The sequence below is a fragment of the Mesorhizobium sp. B2-3-6 genome (genome assembly GCF_006442305.1).
In the GTDB taxonomy this organism is placed as follows: domain Bacteria; phylum Pseudomonadota; class Alphaproteobacteria; order Rhizobiales; family Rhizobiaceae; genus Mesorhizobium.
The window spans coordinates 497,569-520,205 of the sequence record NZ_VFVW01000003.1 but is presented as its reverse complement, the minus strand read 5'-3'; the positions used below and the strand labels follow the sequence as shown (position 1 = coordinate 520,205).

The 22,637-nt window shown below is 64.2% G+C and carries 23 protein-coding genes; 9 read left to right on the top strand and 14 right to left on the bottom strand.

Annotation, left to right across the window (positions count from 1 at the left end):
• Window positions 1-25 precede the first annotated feature (25 nt).
• Together FJ953_RS11725 and FJ953_RS11720 are read left to right on the top strand one after the other, a co-directional pair.
• Entirely contained in the window at window positions 26-2,752 is a 2,727-nt protein-coding gene (locus FJ953_RS11725; protein ID WP_140624380.1) for a sensor histidine kinase KdpD, read from the top strand.
• Window positions 2,749-3,441, top strand: coding sequence for a response regulator transcription factor (locus FJ953_RS11720; protein WP_140560272.1), 693 nt, complete (start codon window positions 2,749-2,751; stop codon window positions 3,439-3,441). Before FJ953_RS11725 ends, FJ953_RS11720 begins: the two co-directional genes overlap by 4 nt.
• Window positions 3,442-3,457: 16 nt before the next feature.
• Here FJ953_RS11720 and FJ953_RS11715 read toward each other — a convergent pair whose 3' ends face one another.
• The 9 genes from FJ953_RS11715 to FJ953_RS11675 all read right to left on the bottom strand — a co-directional run bounded on the left by FJ953_RS11715 (window position 3,458) and on the right by FJ953_RS11675 (window position 11,436).
• Window positions 3,458-4,894 carry an MFS transporter gene (locus FJ953_RS11715; RefSeq protein ID WP_140624378.1) on the bottom strand — a complete coding sequence of 479 codons (1,437 nt, stop codon included), beginning with the start codon at window positions 4,892-4,894 and terminating at the stop codon, window positions 3,458-3,460.
• Between the two features lie 178 nt (window positions 4,895-5,072).
• Window positions 5,073-5,555: a DUF992 domain-containing protein gene (locus FJ953_RS11710; RefSeq protein WP_140513722.1), complete on the bottom strand. Its 483-nt coding sequence runs from the start codon at window positions 5,553-5,555 to the stop codon at window positions 5,073-5,075.
• Between the two features lie 73 nt (window positions 5,556-5,628).
• The gene (locus FJ953_RS11705) at window positions 5,629-6,636 is read right to left on the bottom strand and encodes a hypothetical protein (protein WP_140496337.1); all 1,008 of its coding nucleotides are present in this window, start codon (window positions 6,634-6,636) and stop codon (window positions 5,629-5,631) included.
• A 9-nt stretch (window positions 6,637-6,645) separates the two neighbouring features.
• Window positions 6,646-7,656, bottom strand: a complete 1,011-nt coding sequence (locus FJ953_RS11700) for a hypothetical protein (protein WP_140522454.1) — start codon at window positions 7,654-7,656, stop codon at window positions 6,646-6,648.
• A gap of 415 nt (window positions 7,657-8,071) precedes the next feature.
• Window positions 8,072-8,548: a DUF992 domain-containing protein gene (locus FJ953_RS11695; RefSeq protein ID WP_140584306.1), complete on the bottom strand. Its 477-nt coding sequence runs from the start codon at window positions 8,546-8,548 to the stop codon at window positions 8,072-8,074.
• 201 nt (window positions 8,549-8,749) lie between these two features.
• The gene (locus tag FJ953_RS11690) at window positions 8,750-9,592 is read right to left on the bottom strand and encodes a tetratricopeptide repeat protein (protein ID WP_140496334.1); all 843 of its coding nucleotides are present in this window, start codon (window positions 9,590-9,592) and stop codon (window positions 8,750-8,752) included.
• A 141-nt stretch (window positions 9,593-9,733) separates the two neighbouring features.
• A complete protein-coding gene (gene rpsU / locus FJ953_RS11685; protein ID WP_010911429.1) occupies window positions 9,734-10,000 on the bottom strand; it encodes a 30S ribosomal protein S21 in 267 nt (88 codons plus the stop codon).
• 179 nt (window positions 10,001-10,179) lie between these two features.
• Window positions 10,180-10,566 carry an SET domain-containing protein-lysine N-methyltransferase gene (locus FJ953_RS11680; RefSeq protein ID WP_140496333.1) on the bottom strand — a complete coding sequence of 129 codons (387 nt, stop codon included), beginning with the start codon at window positions 10,564-10,566 and terminating at the stop codon, window positions 10,180-10,182.
• A 111-nt stretch (window positions 10,567-10,677) separates the two neighbouring features.
• Window positions 10,678-11,436: an SDR family oxidoreductase gene (locus tag FJ953_RS11675; protein ID WP_140624377.1), complete on the bottom strand. Its 759-nt coding sequence runs from the start codon at window positions 11,434-11,436 to the stop codon at window positions 10,678-10,680.
• A gap of 265 nt (window positions 11,437-11,701) precedes the next feature.
• Here FJ953_RS11675 and FJ953_RS11670 point away from each other — a divergent pair, with 265 nt between their 5' ends.
• The 7 genes from FJ953_RS11670 (at window position 11,702) to FJ953_RS11640 (ending at window position 19,069) form a co-directional block, all read left to right on the top strand.
• Window positions 11,702-12,955: a sarcosine oxidase subunit beta gene (locus FJ953_RS11670; protein WP_140624375.1), complete on the top strand. Its 1,254-nt coding sequence runs from the start codon at window positions 11,702-11,704 to the stop codon at window positions 12,953-12,955.
• A 27-nt stretch (window positions 12,956-12,982) separates the two neighbouring features.
• Complete coding sequence (locus tag FJ953_RS11665; RefSeq protein WP_140624374.1) at window positions 12,983-13,294, top strand: sarcosine oxidase subunit delta; 312 nt, start codon at window positions 12,983-12,985, stop codon at window positions 13,292-13,294.
• Window positions 13,291-16,284, top strand: a complete 2,994-nt coding sequence (locus FJ953_RS11660; RefSeq protein WP_140624372.1) for a sarcosine oxidase subunit alpha — start codon at window positions 13,291-13,293, stop codon at window positions 16,282-16,284. The genes FJ953_RS11665 and FJ953_RS11660 overlap by 4 nt, the downstream gene beginning before the upstream one ends.
• On the top strand, window positions 16,277-16,861 hold the full coding sequence (locus tag FJ953_RS11655; RefSeq protein ID WP_140624371.1) for a sarcosine oxidase subunit gamma: 585 nt from the start codon (window positions 16,277-16,279) through the stop codon (window positions 16,859-16,861). Before FJ953_RS11660 ends, FJ953_RS11655 begins: the two co-directional genes overlap by 8 nt.
• A gap of 57 nt (window positions 16,862-16,918) precedes the next feature.
• Window positions 16,919-17,140 carry a hypothetical protein gene (locus FJ953_RS11650; protein ID WP_140496327.1) on the top strand — a complete coding sequence of 74 codons (222 nt, stop codon included), beginning with the start codon at window positions 16,919-16,921 and terminating at the stop codon, window positions 17,138-17,140.
• A gap of 80 nt (window positions 17,141-17,220) precedes the next feature.
• The gene (locus FJ953_RS11645; protein WP_140624370.1) at window positions 17,221-18,006 is read left to right on the top strand and encodes a ThuA domain-containing protein; all 786 of its coding nucleotides are present in this window, start codon (window positions 17,221-17,223) and stop codon (window positions 18,004-18,006) included.
• Between the two features lie 13 nt (window positions 18,007-18,019).
• A complete protein-coding gene (locus FJ953_RS11640; RefSeq protein WP_140624369.1) occupies window positions 18,020-19,069 on the top strand; it encodes a Gfo/Idh/MocA family oxidoreductase in 1,050 nt (349 codons plus the stop codon).
• A gap of 44 nt (window positions 19,070-19,113) precedes the next feature.
• On the opposite strand, the gene FJ953_RS11635 is transcribed toward FJ953_RS11640, so the two are convergent.
• The 5 genes from FJ953_RS11635 to FJ953_RS11615 form a co-directional block, all read right to left on the bottom strand.
• A complete protein-coding gene (locus tag FJ953_RS11635) occupies window positions 19,114-19,362 on the bottom strand; it encodes a DUF680 domain-containing protein (protein WP_140496324.1) in 249 nt (82 codons plus the stop codon).
• A 197-nt stretch (window positions 19,363-19,559) separates the two neighbouring features.
• A complete protein-coding gene (locus tag FJ953_RS11630; RefSeq protein WP_140560281.1) occupies window positions 19,560-20,204 on the bottom strand; it encodes a TetR/AcrR family transcriptional regulator in 645 nt (214 codons plus the stop codon).
• 91 nt (window positions 20,205-20,295) lie between these two features.
• Window positions 20,296-21,072 (bottom strand): SDR family oxidoreductase, encoded by a 777-nt coding sequence (locus tag FJ953_RS11625; RefSeq protein WP_140624367.1) that lies wholly within the window; start codon window positions 21,070-21,072, stop codon window positions 20,296-20,298.
• A gap of 17 nt (window positions 21,073-21,089) precedes the next feature.
• The gene (locus tag FJ953_RS11620) at window positions 21,090-22,121 is read right to left on the bottom strand and encodes a phosphotransferase family protein (protein WP_140624366.1); all 1,032 of its coding nucleotides are present in this window, start codon (window positions 22,119-22,121) and stop codon (window positions 21,090-21,092) included.
• A complete protein-coding gene (locus FJ953_RS11615; protein WP_263483366.1) occupies window positions 22,118-22,618 on the bottom strand; it encodes a MaoC family dehydratase in 501 nt (166 codons plus the stop codon). Before FJ953_RS11615 ends, FJ953_RS11620 begins: the two co-directional genes overlap by 4 nt.
• Window positions 22,619-22,637: the final 19 nt, after the last annotated feature.

Sequence of the window (22,637 nt, the reverse complement as noted above, 5' to 3'; positions counted from 1 at the left end):
CCGGCGCCGTTCAAACTGGATGCCGATGCCGGACGACAGAAGCAACGTCGAAAACAGACCTTCCCCCGACGCGCTGCTCGAGCATGCCGAGCGCGAGGGCCGCGGGCGTCTGCGCATCTTCCTGGGCGCGGCACCGGGCGTCGGCAAAACCTACGAAATGCTGATGTCGGGACGCGCCAGGCTGGCCGACGGCATCGACGTGGTGATCGGCGTCGTCGAGACGCACGGCCGCAAGGAAACGCTGGCCCTGGTCGAGGGCTACGAGGTCATTCCGCGCCGCCCGGTCGAATACAAGGGACGCACCCTCGACGAGATGGACATAGACGCCATCCTGGCACGCCGCCCGGCACTGGTCCTGGTCGACGAACTCGCCCATACAAACGCGCCCGGCAGCCGTCACCCCAAGCGCTATCTCGACGTGCAGGAAATCCTGGCGCGCGGCATCGACGTCTACACGACGCTCAACATCCAGCATGTCGAAAGCCTGAACGACGTCGTCGCCCAGATCACGCGGGTCAGGGTGCGCGAGACGGTTCCCGATTCCATCATCGACCAGGCCGACGACGTCGAAATCATCGATCTGACGCCCGACGACCTGATCAAGCGGCTGGAGGAAGGCAAGGTCTATTTCCCCAACACCGCCCAGCGCGCCATCGAGAACTATTTCTCGCCGGGCAATCTGACCGCGCTGCGCGAGCTGGCGCTGCGGCGCACCGCCCAGCGTGTCGACGAACAACTGCTCAACCACATGCAGTCCCATGCCATCCAGGGGCCATGGGCGGCGGGGGAAAGGGTGCTCGTTTGCCTCGATGCGCGTCCGGGCGGGGCGGCGCGCGTGCGCTATGCGCGCAGGCTGGCCGACCGGCTCCGCGCGCCATGGACGGCGCTTCATGTCGACACGCCTCGTTCGGCCGCCATGTCGGAAGAAGAGAAGGACAGGCTGGCGAACCATCTGCGCCTCGCCGAGCAACTCGGCGCCGAGGTGACGACCATTCCGGGCCAGAACGTCGCGCAGGACATCGTGCGCCATGCGACGGCGAACAATTTCACCCATATCGTGGTCGGCAGGCCGACCCGGTCGCGCTGGCGGGAATTGATCGAGGGCTCGCTCACCTATGATCTGATCCGCAATGCCGGCGACATCAGCGTCCATGTCATCTCGGGAACCGAGCGCGACACCGACGCAGCATCGAGAAAGGTCAGGACGGCGGCCGAGCAGCGGCCGTTCCAGATATGGCCGTATCTGTTCGCCACGGCCTATGTCGCGGGCTCGCTGGCCGTCGGCACGGTTCTCGATCAGTTCCTCGACGTGCGCAATCTGGCGATCGTGCTGCTGCTGGCGGTGCTGACATCGGCGGTGACGTTCGGACTGTGGCCGGCCTTGTACGCCTGTTTCCTGAGCGCCCTTGCCTTCAACTACTTCTTCCTCGAGCCGCGCTACACGCTGACGATCAGGGATCCCGAGAGCATCGTTGCGTTTGCCGTCTTCCTCGTCGTTGCCGTCATCGCCAGCAACCTGACGGCGCGCGTGCAGCGCCAGGCCGTCGCCGCCCGCTCACGCGCGCGGGCCACGGAGGACATCTACCTGTTTTCCAAGAAGCTTGCCGGCGCCGGCACGCTCGACGACGTCCTGTGGGTCACGGCCTTCCAGATCGCCTCGATGCTGAAATTGCGGGTGGTGCTGCTTTTGCCCGAAAACGGCGCCATCACCGTCAAGGCGGGCTATCCGCCCGACGACACGCTGGCCGAGGCCGACATCGCCGCCGCCCGCTGGGCCTGGGAGCACGATCGCGCCGCCGGCCGCGGCGCCGATACGCTGCCCGGTGCGAAGCGGCTCTATCTGCCGCTACGCACCGGGCGCACGGCGGTCGGCGTGGTCGGCCTCGACAACGACAAGCAGGGTCCGCTGCTGACGCCCGAGCAGCAGCGGCTGCTCGACGCGCTGGCCGACCAGGCAGCGGTCGCCATCGAGCGCATCCAGCTCGTCGCCGACGTCGATCGTGCCAAGCTCGCGGCCGAAGCCGACAGGCTGCGCTCGGCGTTGCTGACCTCCATCTCCCATGATCTGAAGACGCCGCTCGCCGCCATCATGGGCGCGGCCGGCACTCTCAGGGAGTTCGCGCCTGATCTACCCGAGCAGGACCGGACGGAGCTGTTGTCGACGGTGGTCGACGAAGCGGAACGGCTGAACCGCTTCATCGCCAATCTGCTCGACATGACCAAGATCGAATCCGGTGCGATGGAGCCGAACTATGCGCTGCACTATGTCGGCGACGTCGTCGGCACCGCGCTCGATCGCGCCCGCAAGATCACCAGCGAGCACAAGATCGAGGTCGACATTCCGCCCGACCTGCCGATGCTGAAGCTCGACCCGGTGCTGTTCGAGCAGGTCCTGTTCAACCTGGTCGACAATGCATCGAAATATTCGCCGCCCGGCTCGACGATCCGCCTGCAGGGCTGGACCGACATCGGCTCCGTCGTGCTTCAGATCATGGATGAGGGATTGGGCATCCCTCCGCAGGATCTTGAGCGCGTGTTCGACACTTTCTACCGGGTCCGCAAGGGCGACCAGGTGCGCGCCGGTACCGGGCTCGGCCTGTCGATCTGCCGCGGCTTCATCGAGGCGATGGGCGGCACGATCTCGGCCGCCAACCGGACCGACCGTTCGGGTGCTGCCTTCACCATCAGGATGCCGGTGCCGGCGGAACTGTCCGGCAATCGCATCGGCTCCAGCGCGGATCAGCCTCGATGACCAATTCGAACGTCAGGATACTGGTCGTCGATGACGAGCCGCCGATCCGCAAGTTGCTCCGGGTCGGCCTCGCCAGCCAGGGCTACGCGGTCAGCGAGGCGCCGAACGCCAAGGCGGCTATCGAGCTGATGGTGCAGGAAAAACCGGATCTCGTGCTGCTCGACCTTGGCCTGCCCGGCATGAGCGGCCATGAACTGCTGCGCAAATGGCGCGACGACGGCCTCGATATCCCGGTGGTCATTCTCTCCAGCCGCGCCGACGAGGCCGGCATCGTCGACGCGCTCGAACTCGGCGCCGACGACTACATCACCAAGCCGTTCGGAATGAACGAGCTGGTGGCGCGCATCCGCGTGGCACTGCGGCACAAGTTCCAGCAGCAGGGCGAGAGGCCGGTGTTCCAAACCGGTGATCTCAGCGTCGACCTGGTCAAGCGCATCGTCAAGGTCGGGGGCAAGGAGGTAAAGCTGTCGCCCAAGGAATACGACATTCTGCGCATTCTCGTGCAGTATGCGGGCAAGGTTCTCACGCACCAGTTCCTGCTGAAGCAGGTGTGGAACGATTCGACCGACGTGCAATATCTGCGGGTCTATGTCCGGCAGTTGCGGCAGAAGATCGAGAAGACGCCGGACCAGCCGCGCTACATCACCACCGAGACCGGCGTCGGCTACCGCCTGCGCGAGGTCGAATAAGCGTTGCCTGGCCTGATTAGCCGACAGCTTCCGGCAGCCGGTTCGCGGCCGTCGATGTGCGCAAGGCGGCGAGGCAGCCAATGATGCCGAGCGGCACGAAGGCGAGGAACAGCCAGGTCGCCACATCAGCCGCCGCGTCCCGGTTCAGGCCTTGCGAAAAGCCGCTGGCATTGGCGACGATGCCGGCAAGGGCGGCACCCACCGCATAGCCGATGCGTTGCATGGTCGGCACCGCGGCCGAGGCGATGGTCTGCTCATCACCCGGCGCGGAGGCCACGATGACGCGCGTCAGGAACGGCCAGGCAACGCCGAAGCCGCCACCCTGCAAAAGGGCGCATACCAGGATCAGCGGGATCGAGCCTGCCGGGATGGTGTAGGCGAAACCAGCGAGGCCGGTGGCGATCATCAGGGCGCCGATGACGATGATCGATCTCTCACGCTCCTGTGGCGCGTTGGCGACAAGGATCGACAGGATCGACCAGGCGATCGATTCGGCGGCGATGATGTAGCCGGTGGTCAGGAGCGGAACGTGGTGCAGCGTGGTCAGAAGCAGCGGGCCGTAAATGGCAAAGGAACAGGTCGCCACCGAGAAGGCGGCGACCATGGTCATGCCGCTGCCGACCGGCGTGCGCCACGAGAACAGCCGCGAGGGGAAAAGCCGCGATTTCGGCTTCAGCGCATCGATACGGAAGAACAGCACAAGGCCGATCAGGCCGAGCACCATCAGCAGCGACGAGCGCAGAAGGGCGATATCGACCCCCGCCGAGGCGATCAGCACGACGGCGACGGCAAGGCAGCCAAGCGCTATGAGCGGGAAGGGTGGTGCCTTGCCCGCGCCGGCACTAGGCCTCGTCGCTTCCGGCGTGTCGAGCACGACGAAGCTCGCCAGCGCCATCGCCGCACCGCCGAACACGAAGATGCCGAACGCCCAGCGCCATGACAGAAGCTCTGTCATGATCGCGCCAAGCATCGGCCCGCTGAAGGCGGCGACGCCCCAGATCGCCGACATGATACCGAAAAGCTGCGGCCAGATGGCCCGCGGAAACAGGCGCTCCACCGAGACAAAAGCCAGCGACACCAGCGCGCCGCCGCCCAGGCCCTCGATCAGGCGCCCGGCCAGGAACAATTGCATCGAGGGCGCGGTGGCGCAGATCAGCGCGCCGGCCGCGTAAAGCAGCGCCGCGACCACGATGTTGGTGCGCAGCGCCACATAGCTGACCAGCCGTCCGGCCGCGGCACCGGCGACGATGGCGCCCAGTTCATAGATCGCCAGCGACCAGCCGACGAGCTGCACGCCCGCCAGTTCGCCGATCATGGCGGGCATGACGGTCGCCACCATCGTCTCGTTGGTGGCGTGCAGCAGGATGCCGAGGCTGATGAAGCAGAAGCGCGCGAGGTCGCCGCTCGCCCACAATGCGCGCCAGTCGACCCTGTTTGTGCTGATGTCGGTCACTTCGGTCCCTCGAATTTCATATCCCGATGCAAACGCATGGCGCCAGGAGCCGGCTCGGGGGTCCGGCAGGACCATGGTCGGATGGGTTTGTAGAACCTCAACCAAGCTTGAGCTCAAGCGATTTTTTGGACATGTTCGTGGATGCCCGCATCCCTGGCCGGCCGGCATCGCCGGCCAATCAGTTCTCCGTGCTGCGCAGCTGGAATTGGCTGACACCGATGGCGAAATTGATGCCGGTCTGGGTCTGCAGGCTGAGCGGCTGCAAGGTGAAGGACTGCGAGGAGCCGCCAACCAGCAGATTGGCCCCGGCGCCGACGGTTGCCGTCACCTCGGCGCTGGCGCCGACATAGTCGCCGGCCAATGCGCCCGGCGCGTAGATGTTCTTCAGCGGCGTCAGCACCAGCCATCGCATCACCGCCTGCTTGGTCGTGCCGATGTCGAGGCCGTATTTGTTGACCGCGCCGAAATAGGCTTCCGGCGCGAAAGTCTTGTCGGCAGGGGTGAAGGTGCAGCTCAGATCCTTGCTCGAGCCGAAGATGAAGCCGGTGCCGCCCGATATGGCGCATTCAAGTGTGCCGAGCTCGATGCCCTGGTCTTGTGCCTGGGCCAAGGCGGGGCTGGCAATGGCAACGATGGCAGCAAGGATCATTTTGCGTGTCATGGGCCCCTCGTGCATTCGCTGCAGCCATCTTTGAGGAGCAGATGACACTGCTTCGCGAGCGAAGGATGCCAGGTCAGTGCACGGGGTCCGGTCGGTGATCGTCGGGCTTTGGCCGGCAACCGTCTATGGCGGGATGTATCGTCCACTGGTTCTGAGGCTCCTGCTGGGATGCGACGGTCAATGGCGATCCTGCCGTCTCAACGGCTTCACACCAGCGCGCGGGGCTGCCGTCGGGAACCGGGGATTCGTTCCAGCTGCCGTTCCAGGTGCCGATCTTCTGACAGTGCTTGATGGGATGGATTTCGTTCCAGCCGTCATGTGCCGAATCGTAGACCCACGTTCCCTTGACGAACAGGATGTCCGCGCCGCGGCGCGTCGGATCGTTGACGTGAAGATCGCCGAGATTCTCGTCGAGATCCGTCGGATTGGCTGTGTCGAGCAGGCCGACTATGCCGCCTATGATGACGATGACCGCCGCGATGAGCGACAGGACCGCGCAGGCGATCCAGCCGAAGAAGGGAATGGCGCAAGCAACCGCGGCGGCCGTGGCGACTGGAATTGCGGCAAGGCAGGCTATCATGAGGTCGTAGACGCCGGCGCCTTCGAACTCGCAATGCAGCACCGCGGTCGGGTCGTCATTGGCCCATTGACGCGCTTCCTGACCTTTCCAGTCGAGGCCCGCGCCCTGGATCGCAGGCGTGTTGGCGATCAGGCGTCCAAACGGCGCTATCTTTTCGGCCGTTGCCTGGTTGGTGAATTCGACGACATTGCCCGGCACCAGATTGAGACTGTAGTCGGTGTCGAACCGGTCCAGTCCCGACTTCTCCTCCGGCGGATCGACCTTGAGCAGCCAGCCCACCGCGCATTCGTCGCCACCGAGACAGATCAGCCGGTCGTACAGCCACCAGCGGCAATAGGCCAATATGGCCGCAAGCGCCACCAGCATGGCGGCCGGTCCGGGAAGGGCGCCCACAAGGATGAGCGGCAAAGCGACCACGGCCGCCGCAATGATCATCTGCCCGTATTGTTTGCCGTGGTGATTTCCGACCGATACGCATTTGGTGTAGTGCCGATAAGCCATGGCGACCCCCTATCGCTCGACATAGAGCGTCACGCCGCCGGCGAGGCCGCGGGCCGAGAAAGCATGAACGTTGATTGCCTTACGGCCGGTGAAACCGGCTGGCGGTTCAATATTGACAGTGACGGGGATTTCCTCACCCGGGGCAAGGTCCGCTTGTGCGGGCTCGAACGTGACAAGCCAGCCGGCGGGCAAAGGATGCGATTGACGGGTGTGGCCGACAGGCACTGCCGCGATGGTGCCGGGGAAGGTGCGCAAGGGCCGGCGACGCGGCCTCGGGCGAGGGCGCGGCTCACAGACCGGCAATTCAGGAAGGGAATAGGCATCGGCCTCGAGACGAAATCCCATCCTCTCCCGCTCGCCATTGCGCAGGCGAAATTCAAATCTTGCGGGCGAATGGGCGACACCGACGGTGGTGTTGTCCTGGCCTAGGTTGTTGTTCGGGTTCGCATCGTCGAGCCAGTCGAGCAGGACCTGGATGCAATAGTGACCAGGCGCTGCCGGAGTTCGCCATTTGACCGACGCGAAAGCCGGATGGTTGGCCCCGCCCTTGACGCCGAGATCGGTCCTGGTCTCATCGATCCAATGCGACACCGTGCCGATGCCGAAACTCAGATAGGAGAATTTCACCGGCAGATCGACGACCGGGGCCTCGGTCGAGTTGTTCCAGATACGGGCGACGATTTCATATTCGGTGTCGGGCGCCAGCATATGTGGTGCGACAGGATTGCCGCCGCTTCGGATCTCGATGTCGGGGTTGTCCCATGTGACGGCGAGGCCCTGGCCCATCAAATAATACTGCGCGTAGATCAGGGGATCCGGGCGTTTATAGGCGGGGTCGCTGATCTTGACGCAACGTTGCGGCCCGCTTCGGTCCAACCGATCGGGGAGCTTCATTCTTTCGCAGAGCAATCTGGCGAGGGCGCAGATCCGGGCAGCGATCTGGCGCAGGTTCGATGGCCACTCGGTGAACGCGTCGGCGAGCGCGTTCAGGAAATCCAGTACTTTGGGGAGCGGGTTCATGGCCAGTCCGCGGCCATTTCGTCAACGTCGCTGTCGACGCATGAAAAACCAGACAGCGGCAATCAAGAATGGTGCGAGTATCAGAAGAAGTTCGAAGGATCCCGACCCGCCATCGGGCGAAAATCCGAATAACTGCTCGATGAAATCCATCACGGCCTCCGGCAGCTGCAACAAAATTGCATTCGACGATGTCTTTACATCTGCCGGAGCTCGCGCGCATTTTCGCGCAGAGCCAGCAACATTTCCGGTTGGTAGCACAGAACGAGCAAGTCTTCCATCGGCAATAATTTCGATCTGCTAGCTTGGCCTGGTCACAGCAGTTCGCAAATGCAAAGCGCGCGGCGGAACCAAGTCCACCGCGCGCTATTTTGATCATCGCGCGGTTGCCGTCCGTGCCGAGAAGATCAACGTGCCGTTACTTGAGAGAGTGGATCAGCTCAAGCGAGGTCACGGCAACGGCCAGGTTGACGCCGGTCTGCGCCTGGACGCTGAGCGGCTCCAGCATGAAGGCGCTGTCGAAGCCGCCGACCAGCAGATTGGCGCCGCCGCCGGTCACGACGCTCGCCTCGGCATTGACGCCGTAATAGCTGCCGGCAAGATCACCCGCGTCGCGGTCACGGGTCGCGGCAAACACGGCCCAGGCGAGTTGGCCCTGGTGCGTCCGGCCAACATCGACGCCGAGCTTGGAGATGACGCCGGTGTAAATCTCGGCCGGACCGTGATGATAGGGGCGGAAGACACAGGACACGCCCTTGTTGGATGTCACGATGTAGCCGGTGCCGCCGTCGATGGTGCAGTCGAGCGTGCCGAGCTGCAATCTGCCGGCGCTTGCCGGTGCAACAGCGAACATGGTCGTGGCGAGCGCAGCGGCGCAGACGAGTTTCTTGGTCATGGGAGGTCCTTTCGCAAAACGCTTCAAAGTAACGGCTGGGTGGCCAGACCGTTCCGCTGAAACCTTGGCGCGAACAAGGCAGGCGATCACGGCTTGCAGCGGGGTCAGCGCGCGGTTGCCGGATTGATGGCGATCTGCGGCGATACGTGTCCTTTCGGACACGCATCCGACGCGTGTGGGCTTGGCCGGCCTTGCCTGATCTCAGCTGACGCGGGCGAGGCCATCCTTGGCCGGCTGGTAGGTGGGATCGAGCCGAACGGCTTCGCGGTAGGACTTGGCCGCCTTGGCCTTGTCGCCGCGCCGCTCGTAGATCAGCGCCTGGTTGGACCAGGCCTCGGCGTTCTTGCCGTCGAGCTTGATGGCCATGTTGAAATCGGAGAAGGCATTGTCCTCGTCATTGGTGGCGAGGTAGGAAAGGCCGCGGCCATTATACGGCTCGGCGGCGTCCGGGGCCAGCGAGATGGCGGTCGAGAAATCCTCGATAGCGAATTTGTGCTGGCCCTGGCTCTGATAGATCAGGCCCCGATTGTGATAGGCGCGGGCATCGGTCGTGTCGAGCTGGATCGCCTTCTGGAAATCGTTGAAGGCTTCCTGGGTGCGGCCGGCCTTCCGGTAGAGATTGCCGCGGCCGATATAGGCGGCATCGTAGTTGCCGTTGATCTGGATCGAGCGGTTGTAGTCCGCCAGCGCTGCTTCCTGATTGCCGAGGAAGCGCTGGATGAGCGCACGGTTCGAATAGGCCTGGTAGAAATTCGGGTTAAGCTGGATGGCCTGGTTGAAATCCTTGAGCGCCGCCTGGTACTGGCCGCCCCGGCCATAGGCCGAGCCGCGCACATTGTAGCCTTCAGGATCCTGCGGATTGCGCTGAATCACCGCCGACAGCGAGGAGATGTTCTCGCTCGACCCTTGCGCCTTGTCGATGTTGTTGAACTCGCCGGTCGGGCCCGAGGTCTGGCAGCCGGCAAGCATCAATCCGGAAAGCAGGGCTGTCGCCAGGGCAAAGCCACGAAATGTGGTTTTGCTCTCCACGCTGATTGCGTTCATGTCTGCCCTGTCCTCACTTGCCGCGTCATTCAGGTCCGGATCCCCCCTCCGGGCCGGGTCACATCAAAATAAAAAGGTGGCGGCGATTCCGCATCGCGCCACCCCTGGTATCCTTCGAAAAGGACGAAATATAGGCGTTAATCAGCGCGGCGGACGCGCTGCACCGGCGGCACCGCCGGCAGCCACCGGACGCGGCGTCATCGGCAGCAGACCTTCGCGCTGTGCACGCTTGCGGGCCAGCTTGCGGGCTCGGCGCACGGCTTCGGCCTTTTCACGGGCGCGCTTCTCGGAAGGCTTCTCGTAGTGACCGCGCATCTTCATTTCGCGGAAGATGCCTTCGCGCTGCATCTTCTTCTTGAGAGCGCGAAGCGCCTGATCAACATTGTTGTCGCGGACGAGTACCTGCACGGGCAATCCTGTCTTTCGGGTTTGATATCAACAGGCAAGCGGCCATAGCCACTAGCCTCCGCGGCGATTTACACCACGAATTGTGGCGGCTGATAGCAGAATCACGCCGCGCTGTCCACAGCCGAAATGAACGGAGGCGGCCAATTCGCCCAGCGGGCGCTCGCAAGATAGGCAGCCAACTACGCGGTAGCCAGATGCAACCGCTCAAAATCCTCGAAGAATTCGCCATAGTCGCAGGTTATCTCTTCGCCCGCCGCTATGTCGCGGGTCGCAGTTGCCCCGCCATATTGCGAAAAGTCCGTGTTCGGCGTCGCCGAATGGTTCATGAAGCGGCCATTGTCGACCTCATAGACCACGAAGCCGGGCCGGTCGGGACTGGGATAGGCGTAGCGGTCGAGCAGTTCCCTGAGATGCGAGGGTGCCGCCTGGTATTTTTCCAGCGGGATCAGCCGGTCGAAATCCGGGTCGAGCCGCCAGATCGAGGCGCCTTTCCTGATTGGCTCGGCGGCGAACACGCCGACGCCCTCGATTGCGCTTTGGGCGACATAGGTTTTGATCAGCAGCATGGTTCCGGCCCGTTTCCAAGGAGAGAACGGAATCGTCAATTCGAGCCCAAATGCAAGCCCGGATTGCGACATCGCGGCCCGCGTTGATCCGCATGCCGGCGCCGAAACCGTTCACGTCCGGTTGATCGACACGCCGCCGTCGGCGAACAGTGCGGTTCCGGTGGTGAAGCTCGACGCGTCGGAGGCAAGATAAAGCGCCGAGCGGGCGATCTCTTCCGGCCGGGCCATCCGCTTCAAGGCATGGATGCCTTCGACGTACGTGCGGGCCTCGGGCGTGGTTGTGGTCGCGCCGGGCGTGTCTGTGCCGCCTGGCAGCAGTGCGTTGACGCGCAACCCCTTCGGCCCGTACTCGGCGGCCAGCACTTGCGTCAGGCCGATCAGGCCGGCCTTGGCTGCGGCGTAGGCCGCCATGCCTGGCATGCCGGCGGTATAGCCGACGAAGCTGGAGGTGAAGACCAGCGATCCGCCGCCACGCTCCAGCATCGCCGGTATCTGATGCCTGGCGGCCAGATAGGCGCTGGTCAGATTGGTATCCATCGTGTCATGCCACGACGCCGGCGGCAGGTCCGGCAGCGGCGCCATCATGCCGACAGCGCCGGCATTGTTGAATGCAATGTCGAGACCACCGAAGCTGCCGGTCGCGAGATCGACCAGCGCCTTCGCATAGGCTTCGTCCCTGACGTCGCCGGCAAGAGCGAGCGCAGTGCCGCCGGTTTCCACGATCTCCTCGACAAGCCTATCGAGCTCGGCCTGACGGCGCGCGGCGGCGACGACCTTGGCTCCTTCCTCGGCAAAGAGCTTTGCAGTGGCGCGGCCGATGCCGGAACTGGCGCCGGTGACGATGGCGATCTTGTTGGCGAGTGCGAGCATGTTTCTGTCATCCTTCCGCTAAGCCGGCCTTGCCGGCGGTCGGATGCGTCGTCGCAAATGAGCATGGCCGCAGCCACCCGAAAGCTGCGAACCCGCCGATTTTCCCTGGCCTCGCACGCCGCGGCCGGTTGCGGCACAAAACGGCAAGAGCCGTCGCAAACAGCGCAAGGGTGGCAGCGCTGTTTCGCTAGTGATACACCTCGCGCGCCGGGGGAAATTGCTAGCCCGGCCGCAAATCCGCGAGACTTTGGCGCGAGGCTGGAACGTGAAGAAATACTCTGTATTCGCCATCGCGCGTGAGGCCATGCGCGGCCACAAGGGCTGGGAGGAGCAATGGTCCTCGCCGGAGCCGAAGAAGGAATACGACGTCGTCATCGTGGGCGCCGGCGGCCATGGCCTGGCTACCGCCTATTATCTCGCCACCGTGCACGGCATCACCAATGTCGCGGTGCTGGAGAAGGGCTGGCTCGGTGGCGGCAATACCGGCCGCAACACCACCATCATCCGCTCCAACTACCTCTATGACGAGAGCGCCGGCATCTACGACCATGCGCTGAAATTGTGGGACGGGCTCAGCCAGGAGCTCAATTACAACGTCATGTATTCGGCGCGCGGCGTCATGATGCTGGCGCACAATGTGCACGACATCCAGGTGCTGAAGCGCCATGTCCACGCCAACCGGCTGAACGGCATCGACAATGAATGGCTCACACCCGAGCAGGCGAAGGAATTCTGCCCGCCGCTCAATATTTCCAGGGATGCGCGCTACCCGGTCGTCGGTGCCGCCTTGCAGCGGCGCGGCGGCACGGCGCGCCATGACGCGGTCGCCTGGGGGTATGCGCGCGGCGCCTCGGCGCGGGGCGTGCACATCATCCAGAATTGCGAGGTCACCGGCGTCAAGCGGGCGGCCAATGGCGCGGTCACCGGTGTCGAGACGACGCGCGGCTTCATCGGCGCCAAGAAGGTCGGCGTGGTCGCGGCCGGCCATTCCTCGGTCATTATGAACATGGCCGGCGTGCGAATGCCGCTGGAAAGCTATCCGCTGCAGGCGCTGGTGTCGGAGCCGGTCAAGCCTGTCGTTCCCTGCGTGGTGATGTCGAACACGGTGCATGCCTATATCTCGCAGTCCGACAAGGGCGAACTGGTGATCGGCGCCGGCACCGACCAGTACGTCTCCTACTCGCAGACCGGCGGCCTGCACATATTACAGCATACGCTGGACGCAATCTGCGAGATGTTCCCGATCTTCACGCGCATGAAGATGCTGCGCTCCTGGGGCGGCATCGTCGACGTCACGCCCGACCGCTCGCCGATCCTGGCCAAGACGCCGGTGCCCGGCCTCTACGTCAATTGCGGCTGGGGCACGGGCGGCTTCAAGGCGACACCCGGCTCCGGCCATGTCTTTGCCCACACCATCGCCAGGGACGATCCGCATCCGATCAACGCGCCCTTCACCATCGAGCGGTTCCGCACCGGCCGGTTGATCGACGAGGCGGCGGCGGCGGCGGTGGCGCATTGACGATGACTGAGCTGTAGGAACGAAAACATGCTTCTCATCCGCTGCCCCTATTGCGAGGAAGAGCGTCCGGAACTTGAGTTCCGCAACGCCGGCGAGGCGCATATCGCGCGCTCGGCCAACCTGTCAGGCGAGAGCGACGAGGATTTCGAAAAATTCTTCTTCATCCGCTCGAATCCCAAAGGCATCATCTATGAGCGCTGGCGACACATGCATGGCTGTGCGCGCTTCTTCAACGCCGTGCGCGACACCGTCACCGACAAGTTCGTCATGACCTACAAGGCCGGCGAGCCGAAGCCTTCCAAGCTGCCCAAGAACTCCAGCGAAGTGGTTGCCAAATGAGCGGCGCGTTCCGCATACCGAGCGCCGGCCGCCTGAGCCAGGCCAAGACCGCCCGCTTCAGCTTCGACGGTCAGTCCTTCATCGGCATCGAAGGCGATACGCTGGCTTCGGCGCTGCTGGCCAACGGCGTGCACCTGGTCGGCCGCTCGTTCAAATATCACCGGCCGCGGGGCGTGCTGTCGGCCGGGGCGGAGGAGCCCAACGCGCTGGTGCAGATCGTGCGCGACGACGCGCGCAAAACGCCGAATGTTCGCGCGACCGTGCAGGAACTCTATGACGGACTCGCCGCCAACTCGCAGAACCGCTGGCCGTCGCTGTCCTTCGACGTCAGCGCGGTCAACGATCTGGCGTCGCCGCTGTTTTCGGCCGGCTTCTACTACAAGACCTTCATGTGGCCGAAGGCGGCCTGGAAGAGCCTCTACGAACCCAAGATCCGGGAAGCCGCCGGGCTTGGCGTGTCCCCCGACAGGCCGGACCCCGACCATTATTCGTCGCGTTACGCTCATTGCGACGTGCTGGTGCTGGGCGGCGGTGCGGCCGGCATCGCGGCTGCATTGGCAGCGGCTGAAACCGGCGTGCGGGTCATTCTGGCCGATGAGCAGGCCGAATTCGGCGGCAGCCTGCGCTTCGAGAGCGGCGCGAAAATCGACGGCCAGGGCGGCTTTGCCTGGGCGCAGGCGGCGATCGCCAGGCTGAAAGGCATGGACAATGTCCGCGTGCTGTCGCGCACGACTGCCTTCGGCTACTACGCACAGAACTTCGTCGGCCTGGTCGAGCGGGTCAGCGATCATTTGCAAAATCCCGGCCACGACCTGCCGCGCGAGCGGCTGTGGCAGGTGCGCGCCAGGCGCGTGGTGCTGGCGTCCGGGGCCATCGAGCGCCACATGGTGTTCGCCAACAACGACCGGCCGGGCATCATGCTGGCCTCGGCCGCGCGCACCTATCTCAATCACCATGGCGTCGCGGTCGGAAAAAACGTCGGCGTCTACACCGCCAATGATTCCGCTTACGCGGCGGCGATCGACCTGAAGAAGGCCGGCGTCAACATCGCGGCTATCGTCGATCTGCGCGACAATCCGACCGGGCCGGTGATCGATGAAGCAAGGACGCTCGGCATCGAGATTAATTTCGGTCGCGCGGTGATCCGCGCCGGCGGCAAGCTGCGCGTCTCGTCGATGACGGTGCAGCCGAAGAATGGTGGCGGCGAGCGCACCATTGCGGTCGATGCGATCCTGATGTCGGCCGGCTGGACGCCGTCGGTGCACCTGTTCTCGCAGTCGCGCGGCAAGGTCGCCTTCAACGACGAAACCAAGCGCTTCGTGCCCGGCACCTATGCACAGGACTGCATCTCTGTCGGCGCCTGCAACGGCACGGACGGCCTGTCGGCGACCCTCGACGAGGCCTATGCGGCAGGGGCCAAGGCGGCAAAGGACGCCGGCGCAAAGACTGCCAAGGGTACAAAGCCAAAAGTCGACGCCTCGGAAAGCTGGTCGCGTGGCATGCTGGGCGCCGCCCCCGGCGCCGGTCCGGATACGATGGTGAAGGCCTTCGTCGATTTCCAGAACGACGTCACCGCCAAGGACATCCGCCAGGCGGTGCATGAGGGCATGCGCTCGATCGAGCACGTCAAGCGCTTCACCACCAACGGCATGGCGACCGACCAGGGCAAGACCTCGAACATGCACGGCCTGGCGATTGCCGCCGAGACGCTTGGCAAGCCAATCCCCGAGGTGGGCCTCACTACGTTCCGCGCCCCTTATACGCCGGTGACCTTCGGCGCCATCGTCAGCCATGCGCGCGGTCCGCTGTTCGATCCGACGCGCAAGACGGCGATCCATCCCTGGGCTGAAGCCCAAGGCGCCGTGTTCGAGGATGTCGGGCAGTGGAAGCGCGCCTGGTATTTCCCCAGGGGTGGCGAGGACATGCATGCGGCGGTCGACCGCGAGTGCGTCGCGGTGCGAAACACGGCTGGCCTATTCGACGCCTCGACGCTCGGCAAGATCGAGGTGGTCGGTCCCGATGCGGCCAAGTTCATGGAGCTGCTCTACACCAATCCGTGGGAAAAGCTGGAGCCCGGCCGCTGCCGCTACGGCATCATGCTGCGCGAGGACGGCTTCATCTATGATGACGGCGTCGTCGGCAGGCTGGCGCCCGACCGCTTCCATGTGACGACGACGACCGGCGGCGCGCCGCGCGTCATGAACCATATGGAGGACTATCTCCAGACCGAGTTCCCGCATCTCAATGTCTGGCTGACCTCGATCACCGAGCAATGGGCTGTTATCGCCGTACAGGGGCCGAAGTCTCGCGACATCATCGCGCCGCTGGTCGAAGGCATCGACATGTCGGATGAGGCCCTCCCGCACATGTCGGTGCGCGAGGGCAAGATATGCGGCGTGCCGACAAGGCTGTTCCGCATGTCGTTCACCGGCGAGCGCGGCTTCGAGGTAAATGTGCCGGCCGATTACGGTCAGGCCGTGTGGGAAGCGCTGTGGGCCGAGGGCCAGAAGCATGGCGCAACCGCCTACGGCACCGAGGCAATGCACGTGCTGCGCGCCGAGAAGGGCTACATCATCGTCGGCCAGGACACCGACGGCACGGTGACGCCCAATGATGCCGGTCTCGACTGGGCCGTCGGCAAGAAGAAGGCCGATTTCGTCGGCATTCGCGGCCTGACGCGGCCTGACCTGGTCGCCAAGGGCCGCAAGCAACTGGTCGGCCTCAAGACCAAGGATCCCAAGGTGGTGCTGGAGGAAGGCGCGCAGATCGTGGAGGATCCCAGGCAGGCGATCCCGATGAAGATGATCGGCCATGTCACGTCGAGCTATTGGTCGCAGAATTGCGGCCGCTCGATCGCTCTGGCGCTGGTCGCCGGCGGTCGCGCACGCACGGGCGACACGCTCTACGTGCCGATGCCTGGCGGGACGATCGAAGTGGAGGTTTCCGGCATGGTGTTCTTCGACGAAACGGGAGGCCGCCTCAATGGCTAAGGCAGTCGCGAAAAAGACGGCTTCGGCCGCATCGCCGGCGGCCGAGCGCCGTCCGGCGCTGGCCGGGCGCGCTATCTCCGCCGCCGGCGTCAAGGTAGAGGTGCTGCCGCCGGCCGAACGGATCTCGCTGCGCGCTCCGGAGGCGTCGCTTGCCGCCTTGTCGAAGGCGCTCGGCGTGACCATGCCGAAAAAGCCGAAGACGTCCGTGTCGAAAGGCGGGCGCACCGCGCTGTGGCTTGGGCCGGATGAATGGATGATCATCGACGAGGCCGGCAAAGACCCGCTCGCCGATTGTGCAAAGATTTCCGCCTTGCATTCCGCTGTCGGCATCTCGCATCGCAACGTTGCGATATCGGTCGCCGGTCCGGCCGCGGCCGCGGCAATCAATTCGGGCTGCCCGCAGGATCTGTCGCTCGAAGCCTTCCCGGTGGGTGCCGCCTCGCGTACCATTCTCGGCAAGGCCGAGATTATTCTGCTGCGCACGGCGCAAGACGCTTTCCGGGTCGAGTGCTGGCGTTCCTTCTCGGATTATGTCTTTACTTTCCTCTCCGAGGGAGCACGCGACGCGGCGGCCTGATCCCGGAACGTTTGCCGCCCGCGCCCGTTTGCGGCAACAGGTCGAGGGAGAATGCCGATGCCATCGAAGTCCACGCCGAAGTCGCCCGGGAAAAGCTCGGCCGTGCGCTCCCTGGAGCATGAGCGGCATCACGGCGCCGACGCCGAAGAGGAACTCGAGGAAGGCCTCGAGGATACGTTCCCGGCCAGCGATCCTGTGTCGATCACGGGGACGGCTATCCCCGGCGCCCCCGCAAGGCCGGGCAAAGCCAAGACCGTTCCCGGACGCAAACCGCGCTGATTTCCCCAGCTTCGGTTGAGGAGCCATCTTTCCAAGACGGCGCCAAGTGGGATATTCAAAGCGCTTTGGGAGATCGTAAAATGCCGGTAAAAGCCGCCGTCTGGGGCGAGAATGTCCATGAGCAGACCAATGCCGCCGTGCGCGGCCTTTATCCATTGGGCATGCATGGGACCATCGCAGCCGCGCTCAACCAGGATAAGGGCATCGAGGCGACCACCGCCACCTTGCAGGAGCCGGAGCACGGCTTGAGCGAAAGCCGGCTGGCTGCCACCGATGTCCTGCTCTGGTGGGGCCATGCCGCCCATGGCGAGGTCAAGGACGAGATCGTCGAGCGCGTGCAGAAACGGGTCTGGGAAGGCATGGGTCTGATCGTGCTCCATTCCGGACACTATTCGAAGATCTTCAAGCGGCTGATGGGCACGCCTTGTTCGCTGAAATGGCGCGAAGCGGGCGAGCGCGAGCGCGTCTGGGCCATCAACCGCAGCCATCCGATCGCGCAAGGCATCGGCGAGTGCCTGGAGATCGGCGAGACGGAGATGTATGGCGAGCCCTTCGCGGTGCCGGAGCCGCTGGAGACGGTGTTCGTCTCCTGGTACGAAGGCGGCGAAGTCTTCCGGTCGGGGCTGACCTATCAGCGCGGCGCCGGACGGATCTTCTATTTCTCGCCCGGCCACGAGACCTACCCGATCTACCACAATGAAGGCGTGCAGCAGGTGCTGCGCAACGCCGTGCATTGGGCGCACAATCCCGCACCCGCATGGTCCGGCATCATCAATGCGCCGAACGTGCCGACAGACCAGGCCAAGGAGAAGATCGTCCAGAAGGGCCTGCGCCTGCATGCCGACGGCGACAAGGGCCTGAGTTAGGCGTGAGTTGAAGATGCACCGCCTCCTTCTGCTCGGCACCGGTGGCATTGCCGGACATCACGTCGAGGAGTTCGCCAGGATTCCAGGATGCACAATCGTCGCCTGCGTCGACCAGGTGCCGGGCCGCGGTGCGATGTTCGCCGCCGCCAACAAGATCAGCCAGTCTTTCGAGAGCCTGGAAGCGGCGATCGGCTGGGGTGCGTTCGATGCGGCCATCAATGCGACGCCGGATGGCGTGCACAAGGCCACGACGCTGGCGCTGCTTGCCCAGGGGAAACACGTCTTTTGCGAAAAGCCGCTGGCGCCGAACCATGCCGACGCGCTTGCAATGACGGAAGCGGCCGAGGCGGCCGGGGTCGTCAACATGGTCAACCTGACCTACCGCAACTCGGCGGCGATCGAGGAAGCGCGACGCATGGTGCAGGCCGGCGAGATCGGCGCATTGCGCCATGTCGAGGCGAGCTACAAACAGAGCTGGCTGGTCAGCAAGTCATGGGGCGACTGGCGCATCGAAGACAAATGGCTGTGGCGCCTGTCCAACCGGCACGGCTCGACGGGCGTGCTCGGCGATGTCGGTATCCACATTCTGGATTTCGCAAGCTATGGCGCCGACCAGGACATCGCCACCCTGCACGCCGACCTGGTGACGTTTCCCAAGGCCGAAGGCGATCGGATCGGCGATTATGTGCTTGATGCCAACGACAGTGTCGCAATGACGGCGCGGTTCAAATCCGGCGCGCTCGCAACGATCGTCGCCAGCCGCTACATGACCGGCCACGCCAACGACCTGTCGCTGGCCATGCATGGCACCAAGGGCGCCATCAAGGTCAAAACAGACGGCAAGGTTTCGCGCCTGTCGGCCTGCCTGGGCGAGGACATCGACCAGCAACGTTGGCGGACACTGGCGCTGCCGGATGTGAAGCGCAACGCGCTGCGTTTCGCCGAAGCGCTCGATAGGGGAAGGAACGGCGATCCATCCTTCCGTCGCGCCGCCGACATGCAGAGGCTGATCGACGCGGCCTTCGAGAGTTCGTCGTCCAGACTGCCGGTCACGATCGCCTGAATCACATCTGGCCGGCTGCACCGGCCAGGCGTGTGTTGCCGCTATCAGAACGCGCTCGGCACGATCCAGGGATTGATGCTGATGCCGAGGCGCGGGCCCTTGCCTTCAGCGGTGGTTTCCGTGACGCCCTTTTTCTCGAGCGAGCCGGTCGATGCGCAATCGAGCTTCACATTGGCCTTGGTGTCGACGCAGGTCGCGGCGGGCACGTGCTTGACCGGGTGTGTCGTGTTGGCGGCAAGGGCCGAGCCCGAAAGTGCCAGCACGGCAGCGAGGGTGAGGAGGGTCTTTTTCATTGTCCGTCTCCGGGTTCGATGGGTGAATTTGTTCTCGTACGTGTACGGTATTCCGTACAAATACGCCCACCGATCGCGGAGTTCAAGCCAGAAAATCGTACGCGTACGGAAATTTTTTGTTAACCAAGAAAATCCGCCCCGCTTGGCACGTTAAACGCGGAGCGGCGATGAAGCGTGGATACGCAAGGAGATATCGTTCAGCAGTTGACCGGTGTCTCGGTCAGCGGGGGCACGTTCTGCGTGCTGAGCGTGGCAAGGGTGAAATCGCACATCCGTTTCACGAAAGCCCGCGGATCACCGAAGGGGTAGAAGGGGAAGGTGATCAGCAGCGAGATGGTGCCGTGGCCGACCGCCCACAGCATGGTAGCAATGGCGCGCGGATCACCCTGCAACTTCCCCGCGGCGACGCAGGCCTCGACCCTGCTGATCAGCACCTTCATCGCCGGGTTGCTTTCTTCCATGTCCTCGTAGCTCCGGCCTGCCGGCAGCTTGGTCTTTTCGGTCATGAAGACGGTGCGGTATTCATTGGGATTGCCAAGCCCGAATGCGGCGTATTCCGTCATCACCGCTTGCAGCGCCTCGATCGGATCGTCGGCAGGATGCTCCTCGATGCGTCGGGCAAGCGTCTCGAACGCATCCTCAGCCAGCGCGAACAATATGTCCTGCTTGTCGGCGAAATAGGAATAGACCGACATCGGCGCGTAGCCGACGCGCTTGGCCAGCTTGCGGATGGTCAGGCCCTCATAGCCTTCCTCCTGCACGAGCTTGTGCGCGGCCTCCACAAGTTCGGAACGCTGTTCGGCCTTTTGTTTCTCGCGGCGTGTCTGGGCGCTCACCGGCAATATCGCCTGCCTCTGCTGGTTGGGGGCCAACTGAATTATATACGCTGTACGGAAACGGACAAGGGCGTCGCTGGTTCCCAAGCGGCAGGCGTCAGATGGCGCCGACGCCGCCGTCGACAGCCAATGTGTGGCCGGTCATGAAGGAGTTGGCGGGGTCGGCGGCGAACAGGATCACCGGGGTGATCTCATCCACTTCGGCCACCCTCCTCATCGGCACGCCGCGCGTCAGTTCAGCCAAGGCGTCAGCTTCCGGAGCGCCGGAGACGCGCACGAAACTGTCGACCATCGCCGTTCTCGTGTGCGCCGGACAAACAGCGTTGATGCGCAGGCCCTTGCTGGCGTATTCAATTGCCGCCGACCGGGTCAGCCCAACCACGCCGTGCTTGGCGGCGGCATAGATCGAGAGCTTCGGCGCGCCACCCAGTCCTGCGGCGGAGGCGATGTTGACGATGGCGCTGCCCTTGCCGTCAGCCTTGAACTGCCGCTCCATCTGCTGGATCTGGTGTTTCATGGCATAGAAGACGCCGAGCAGATCGATTTCGATCACGCGGCGCGCCTCCTCCGAGGCGACCTGCGGCAAACGCACGAAACTCTGGACGATGCCGGCATTGTTGACCGCGACATCCAGCCGGCCGAATCTTTCGACCGCCAGAGCCACCAGCGCCTGCGACAGCGCCTCGTCGGCGATGTTTCCGGCCAGGACCGCCGTCTCGGCATCGAGCGTTTCGGCAAAGCTCCTCAAGGTTGGTTCATCGAGGTCGGAGAGGACCAGCCGCGCGCTCTCGGCGGCAAAAGCTTTGGCGGCGCCGCGGCCAAGCCCGCCCGCGGCACCCGTGATCAACACCGTTTTTCCGTCGAAGCGGCCCATCGATTATTTCTCGTCGATCAGTTTCGGTCGATCAGTTTCGCGGCGAGGTGCGAAAGCAGTTTCACCGCCTCGCCATAGGTCCTGGCCTTTTCCGGGTTCGAGGCATTGCCGTCCAGCGCGCGCTTGTAGACGCCCTGGCAGATCGCGGCCAGCCGGAAGAAGGAGAAGGCGAGGAAGAACGTCCAGTCGCCGCTGCCGGTGAGCCCGCGCCGCCGGCAATAGGTGGCGACATAGTCCTCTTCCGAAGGCAGTCCGAGCGCGGCGCGGTCGATACCGCCCAGGCCGCGAAAGCCCGAGCTATGCGGCAGGCGCCATTGCATGCACTGGTAGGCGATATCGGCAAATGGATGGCCTGATGTGGACAGTTCCCAGTCGAGCACCGCCATCACCTTCGGCCGGTCCGGCGCGAATATCAGATTGTCCAGCCGATAGTCACCATGCACCAGCGAGACACGGCCGTCGTCGGCGGGCCTGTGCGTCTCCAGCCAGTCGATCAGCCGGTCCATGTCGGCAATGGCACCGGTCTCCGAGGCGCGGTACTGACTGGTCCAACGCGCCAGTTGGCGCTCGAAATAGTTGCCCGGCCGGCCGAAATCGCCGAGACCCACGGCCTCGATATCGATGCCGTGCAGGGCGGCGAGCGTGGCGTTCATGGCATCGTAGATGGCGGCGCGCTCGCCATTGTCGCGCGCTTCCGGCAGTGCCGGATTCCAGAAGATGCGGCCGTCGATGAAATCCATGATGTAGAACATGCGGCCGATCGGCGAGTTCTCGGCCGAGAGATGCAGCATCCGCGGCACCGGCACGGCGGTGCCCGAAAGGGCGCTCATCACCCTGAATTCACGGTCGACCTGGTGTGCCGATTTCAGCAACTGCCCCGGCGGCTTGGCGCGCAGCACGTAGCGGCCGCTGGCCGCCGTCAGCAGATAGGTCGGGTTGGATTGGCCGGATTTGAATTTTTCGACGGAGGAAAGTCCGGCAAAACCGGGGATCCGCGCCTCGAGATAGGGCGAAAGCGCTGCCTGGTCGAGCGCGTTCGGGTCGCTCATGCGGTCTCTGGCTGGCGTTCGATCAGGGTCAGCGTCAGCCAGCGGGCGGTGAGCGCCGGTTTCTTCGAGCCCTCGATCTCGATCGTCACGTCATGGGCCGTCTGCACCCAACCTGAGGGCCTGACCTTGACGTCAGCCAGCACGAAACGGGTGCGGATGCGCGCGCCGGTCTTCACCGGCGCCAGGAAGCGCAGCGAATCGAAGCCGTGGTTGACGCCCATCTTGCCGTTTTCCAGCGGCGGCATGGTCTCGAACGTCATTGCCGACAACAGCGACAGCGACAGGAAGCCATGCGCGATGGTGCCGCCGAATGGCGTCTCGCGCTTGGCCCGCTCCGGATCGCAATGAATGAACTGGTGGTCGTCGGTGGCGTCTGCGAACTGGTCGATCATGCGCTGCGTGACCACCCGCCATGGCGAGACGCCCACCTCCTTGCCGACGCTGGCCAGAAGCACATCGAGACTGATCGGTTCCACGCGGATGTCCTCCAGTTTCATCCCCGGCTTCCCCGGCCGG

What these genes read in the sequence shown, in the direction of transcription:
- FJ953_RS11725 (WP_140624380.1), top strand. Translation starts at nt 26, where the DNA reads ATGCCGGACGACAGAAGCAACGTCGAAAACAGACCTTCCCCCGACGCG.
- FJ953_RS11720 (WP_140560272.1), top strand. Translation starts at nt 2,749, where the DNA reads ATGACCAATTCGAACGTCAGGATACTGGTCGTCGATGACGAGCCGCCG.
- FJ953_RS11710 (WP_140513722.1), bottom strand. Translation starts at nt 5,555, where the DNA reads ATGACACGCAAAATGATCCTTGCTGCCATCGTTGCCATTGCCAGCCCC.
- FJ953_RS11705 (WP_140496337.1), bottom strand. Translation starts at nt 6,636, where the DNA reads ATGGCTTATCGGCACTACACCAAATGCGTATCGGTCGGAAATCACCAC.
- FJ953_RS11700 (WP_140522454.1), bottom strand. Translation starts at nt 7,656, where the DNA reads ATGAACCCGCTCCCCAAAGTACTGGATTTCCTGAACGCGCTCGCCGAC.
- FJ953_RS11695 (WP_140584306.1), bottom strand. Translation starts at nt 8,548, where the DNA reads ATGACCAAGAAACTCGTCTGCGCCGCTGCGCTCGCCACGACCATGTTC.
- FJ953_RS11690 (WP_140496334.1), bottom strand. Translation starts at nt 9,592, where the DNA reads ATGAACGCAATCAGCGTGGAGAGCAAAACCACATTTCGTGGCTTTGCC.
- FJ953_RS11680 (WP_140496333.1), bottom strand. Translation starts at nt 10,566, where the DNA reads ATGCTGCTGATCAAAACCTATGTCGCCCAAAGCGCAATCGAGGGCGTC.
- FJ953_RS11675 (WP_140624377.1), bottom strand. Translation starts at nt 11,436, where the DNA reads ATGCTCGCACTCGCCAACAAGATCGCCATCGTCACCGGCGCCAGTTCC.
- FJ953_RS11665 (WP_140624374.1), top strand. Translation starts at nt 12,983, where the DNA reads ATGCTTCTCATCCGCTGCCCCTATTGCGAGGAAGAGCGTCCGGAACTT.
- FJ953_RS11660 (WP_140624372.1), top strand. Translation starts at nt 13,291, where the DNA reads ATGAGCGGCGCGTTCCGCATACCGAGCGCCGGCCGCCTGAGCCAGGCC.
- FJ953_RS11655 (WP_140624371.1), top strand. Translation starts at nt 16,277, where the DNA reads ATGGCTAAGGCAGTCGCGAAAAAGACGGCTTCGGCCGCATCGCCGGCG.
- FJ953_RS11650 (WP_140496327.1), top strand. Translation starts at nt 16,919, where the DNA reads ATGCCATCGAAGTCCACGCCGAAGTCGCCCGGGAAAAGCTCGGCCGTG.
- FJ953_RS11645 (WP_140624370.1), top strand. Translation starts at nt 17,221, where the DNA reads ATGCCGGTAAAAGCCGCCGTCTGGGGCGAGAATGTCCATGAGCAGACC.
- FJ953_RS11640 (WP_140624369.1), top strand. Translation starts at nt 18,020, where the DNA reads ATGCACCGCCTCCTTCTGCTCGGCACCGGTGGCATTGCCGGACATCAC.
- FJ953_RS11635 (WP_140496324.1), bottom strand. Translation starts at nt 19,362, where the DNA reads ATGAAAAAGACCCTCCTCACCCTCGCTGCCGTGCTGGCACTTTCGGGC.
- FJ953_RS11625 (WP_140624367.1), bottom strand. Translation starts at nt 21,072, where the DNA reads ATGGGCCGCTTCGACGGAAAAACGGTGTTGATCACGGGTGCCGCGGGC.
- FJ953_RS11620 (WP_140624366.1), bottom strand. Translation starts at nt 22,121, where the DNA reads ATGAGCGACCCGAACGCGCTCGACCAGGCAGCGCTTTCGCCCTATCTC.
- FJ953_RS11615 (WP_263483366.1), bottom strand. Translation starts at nt 22,618, where the DNA reads ATGAAACTGGAGGACATCCGCGTGGAACCGATCAGTCTCGATGTGCTT.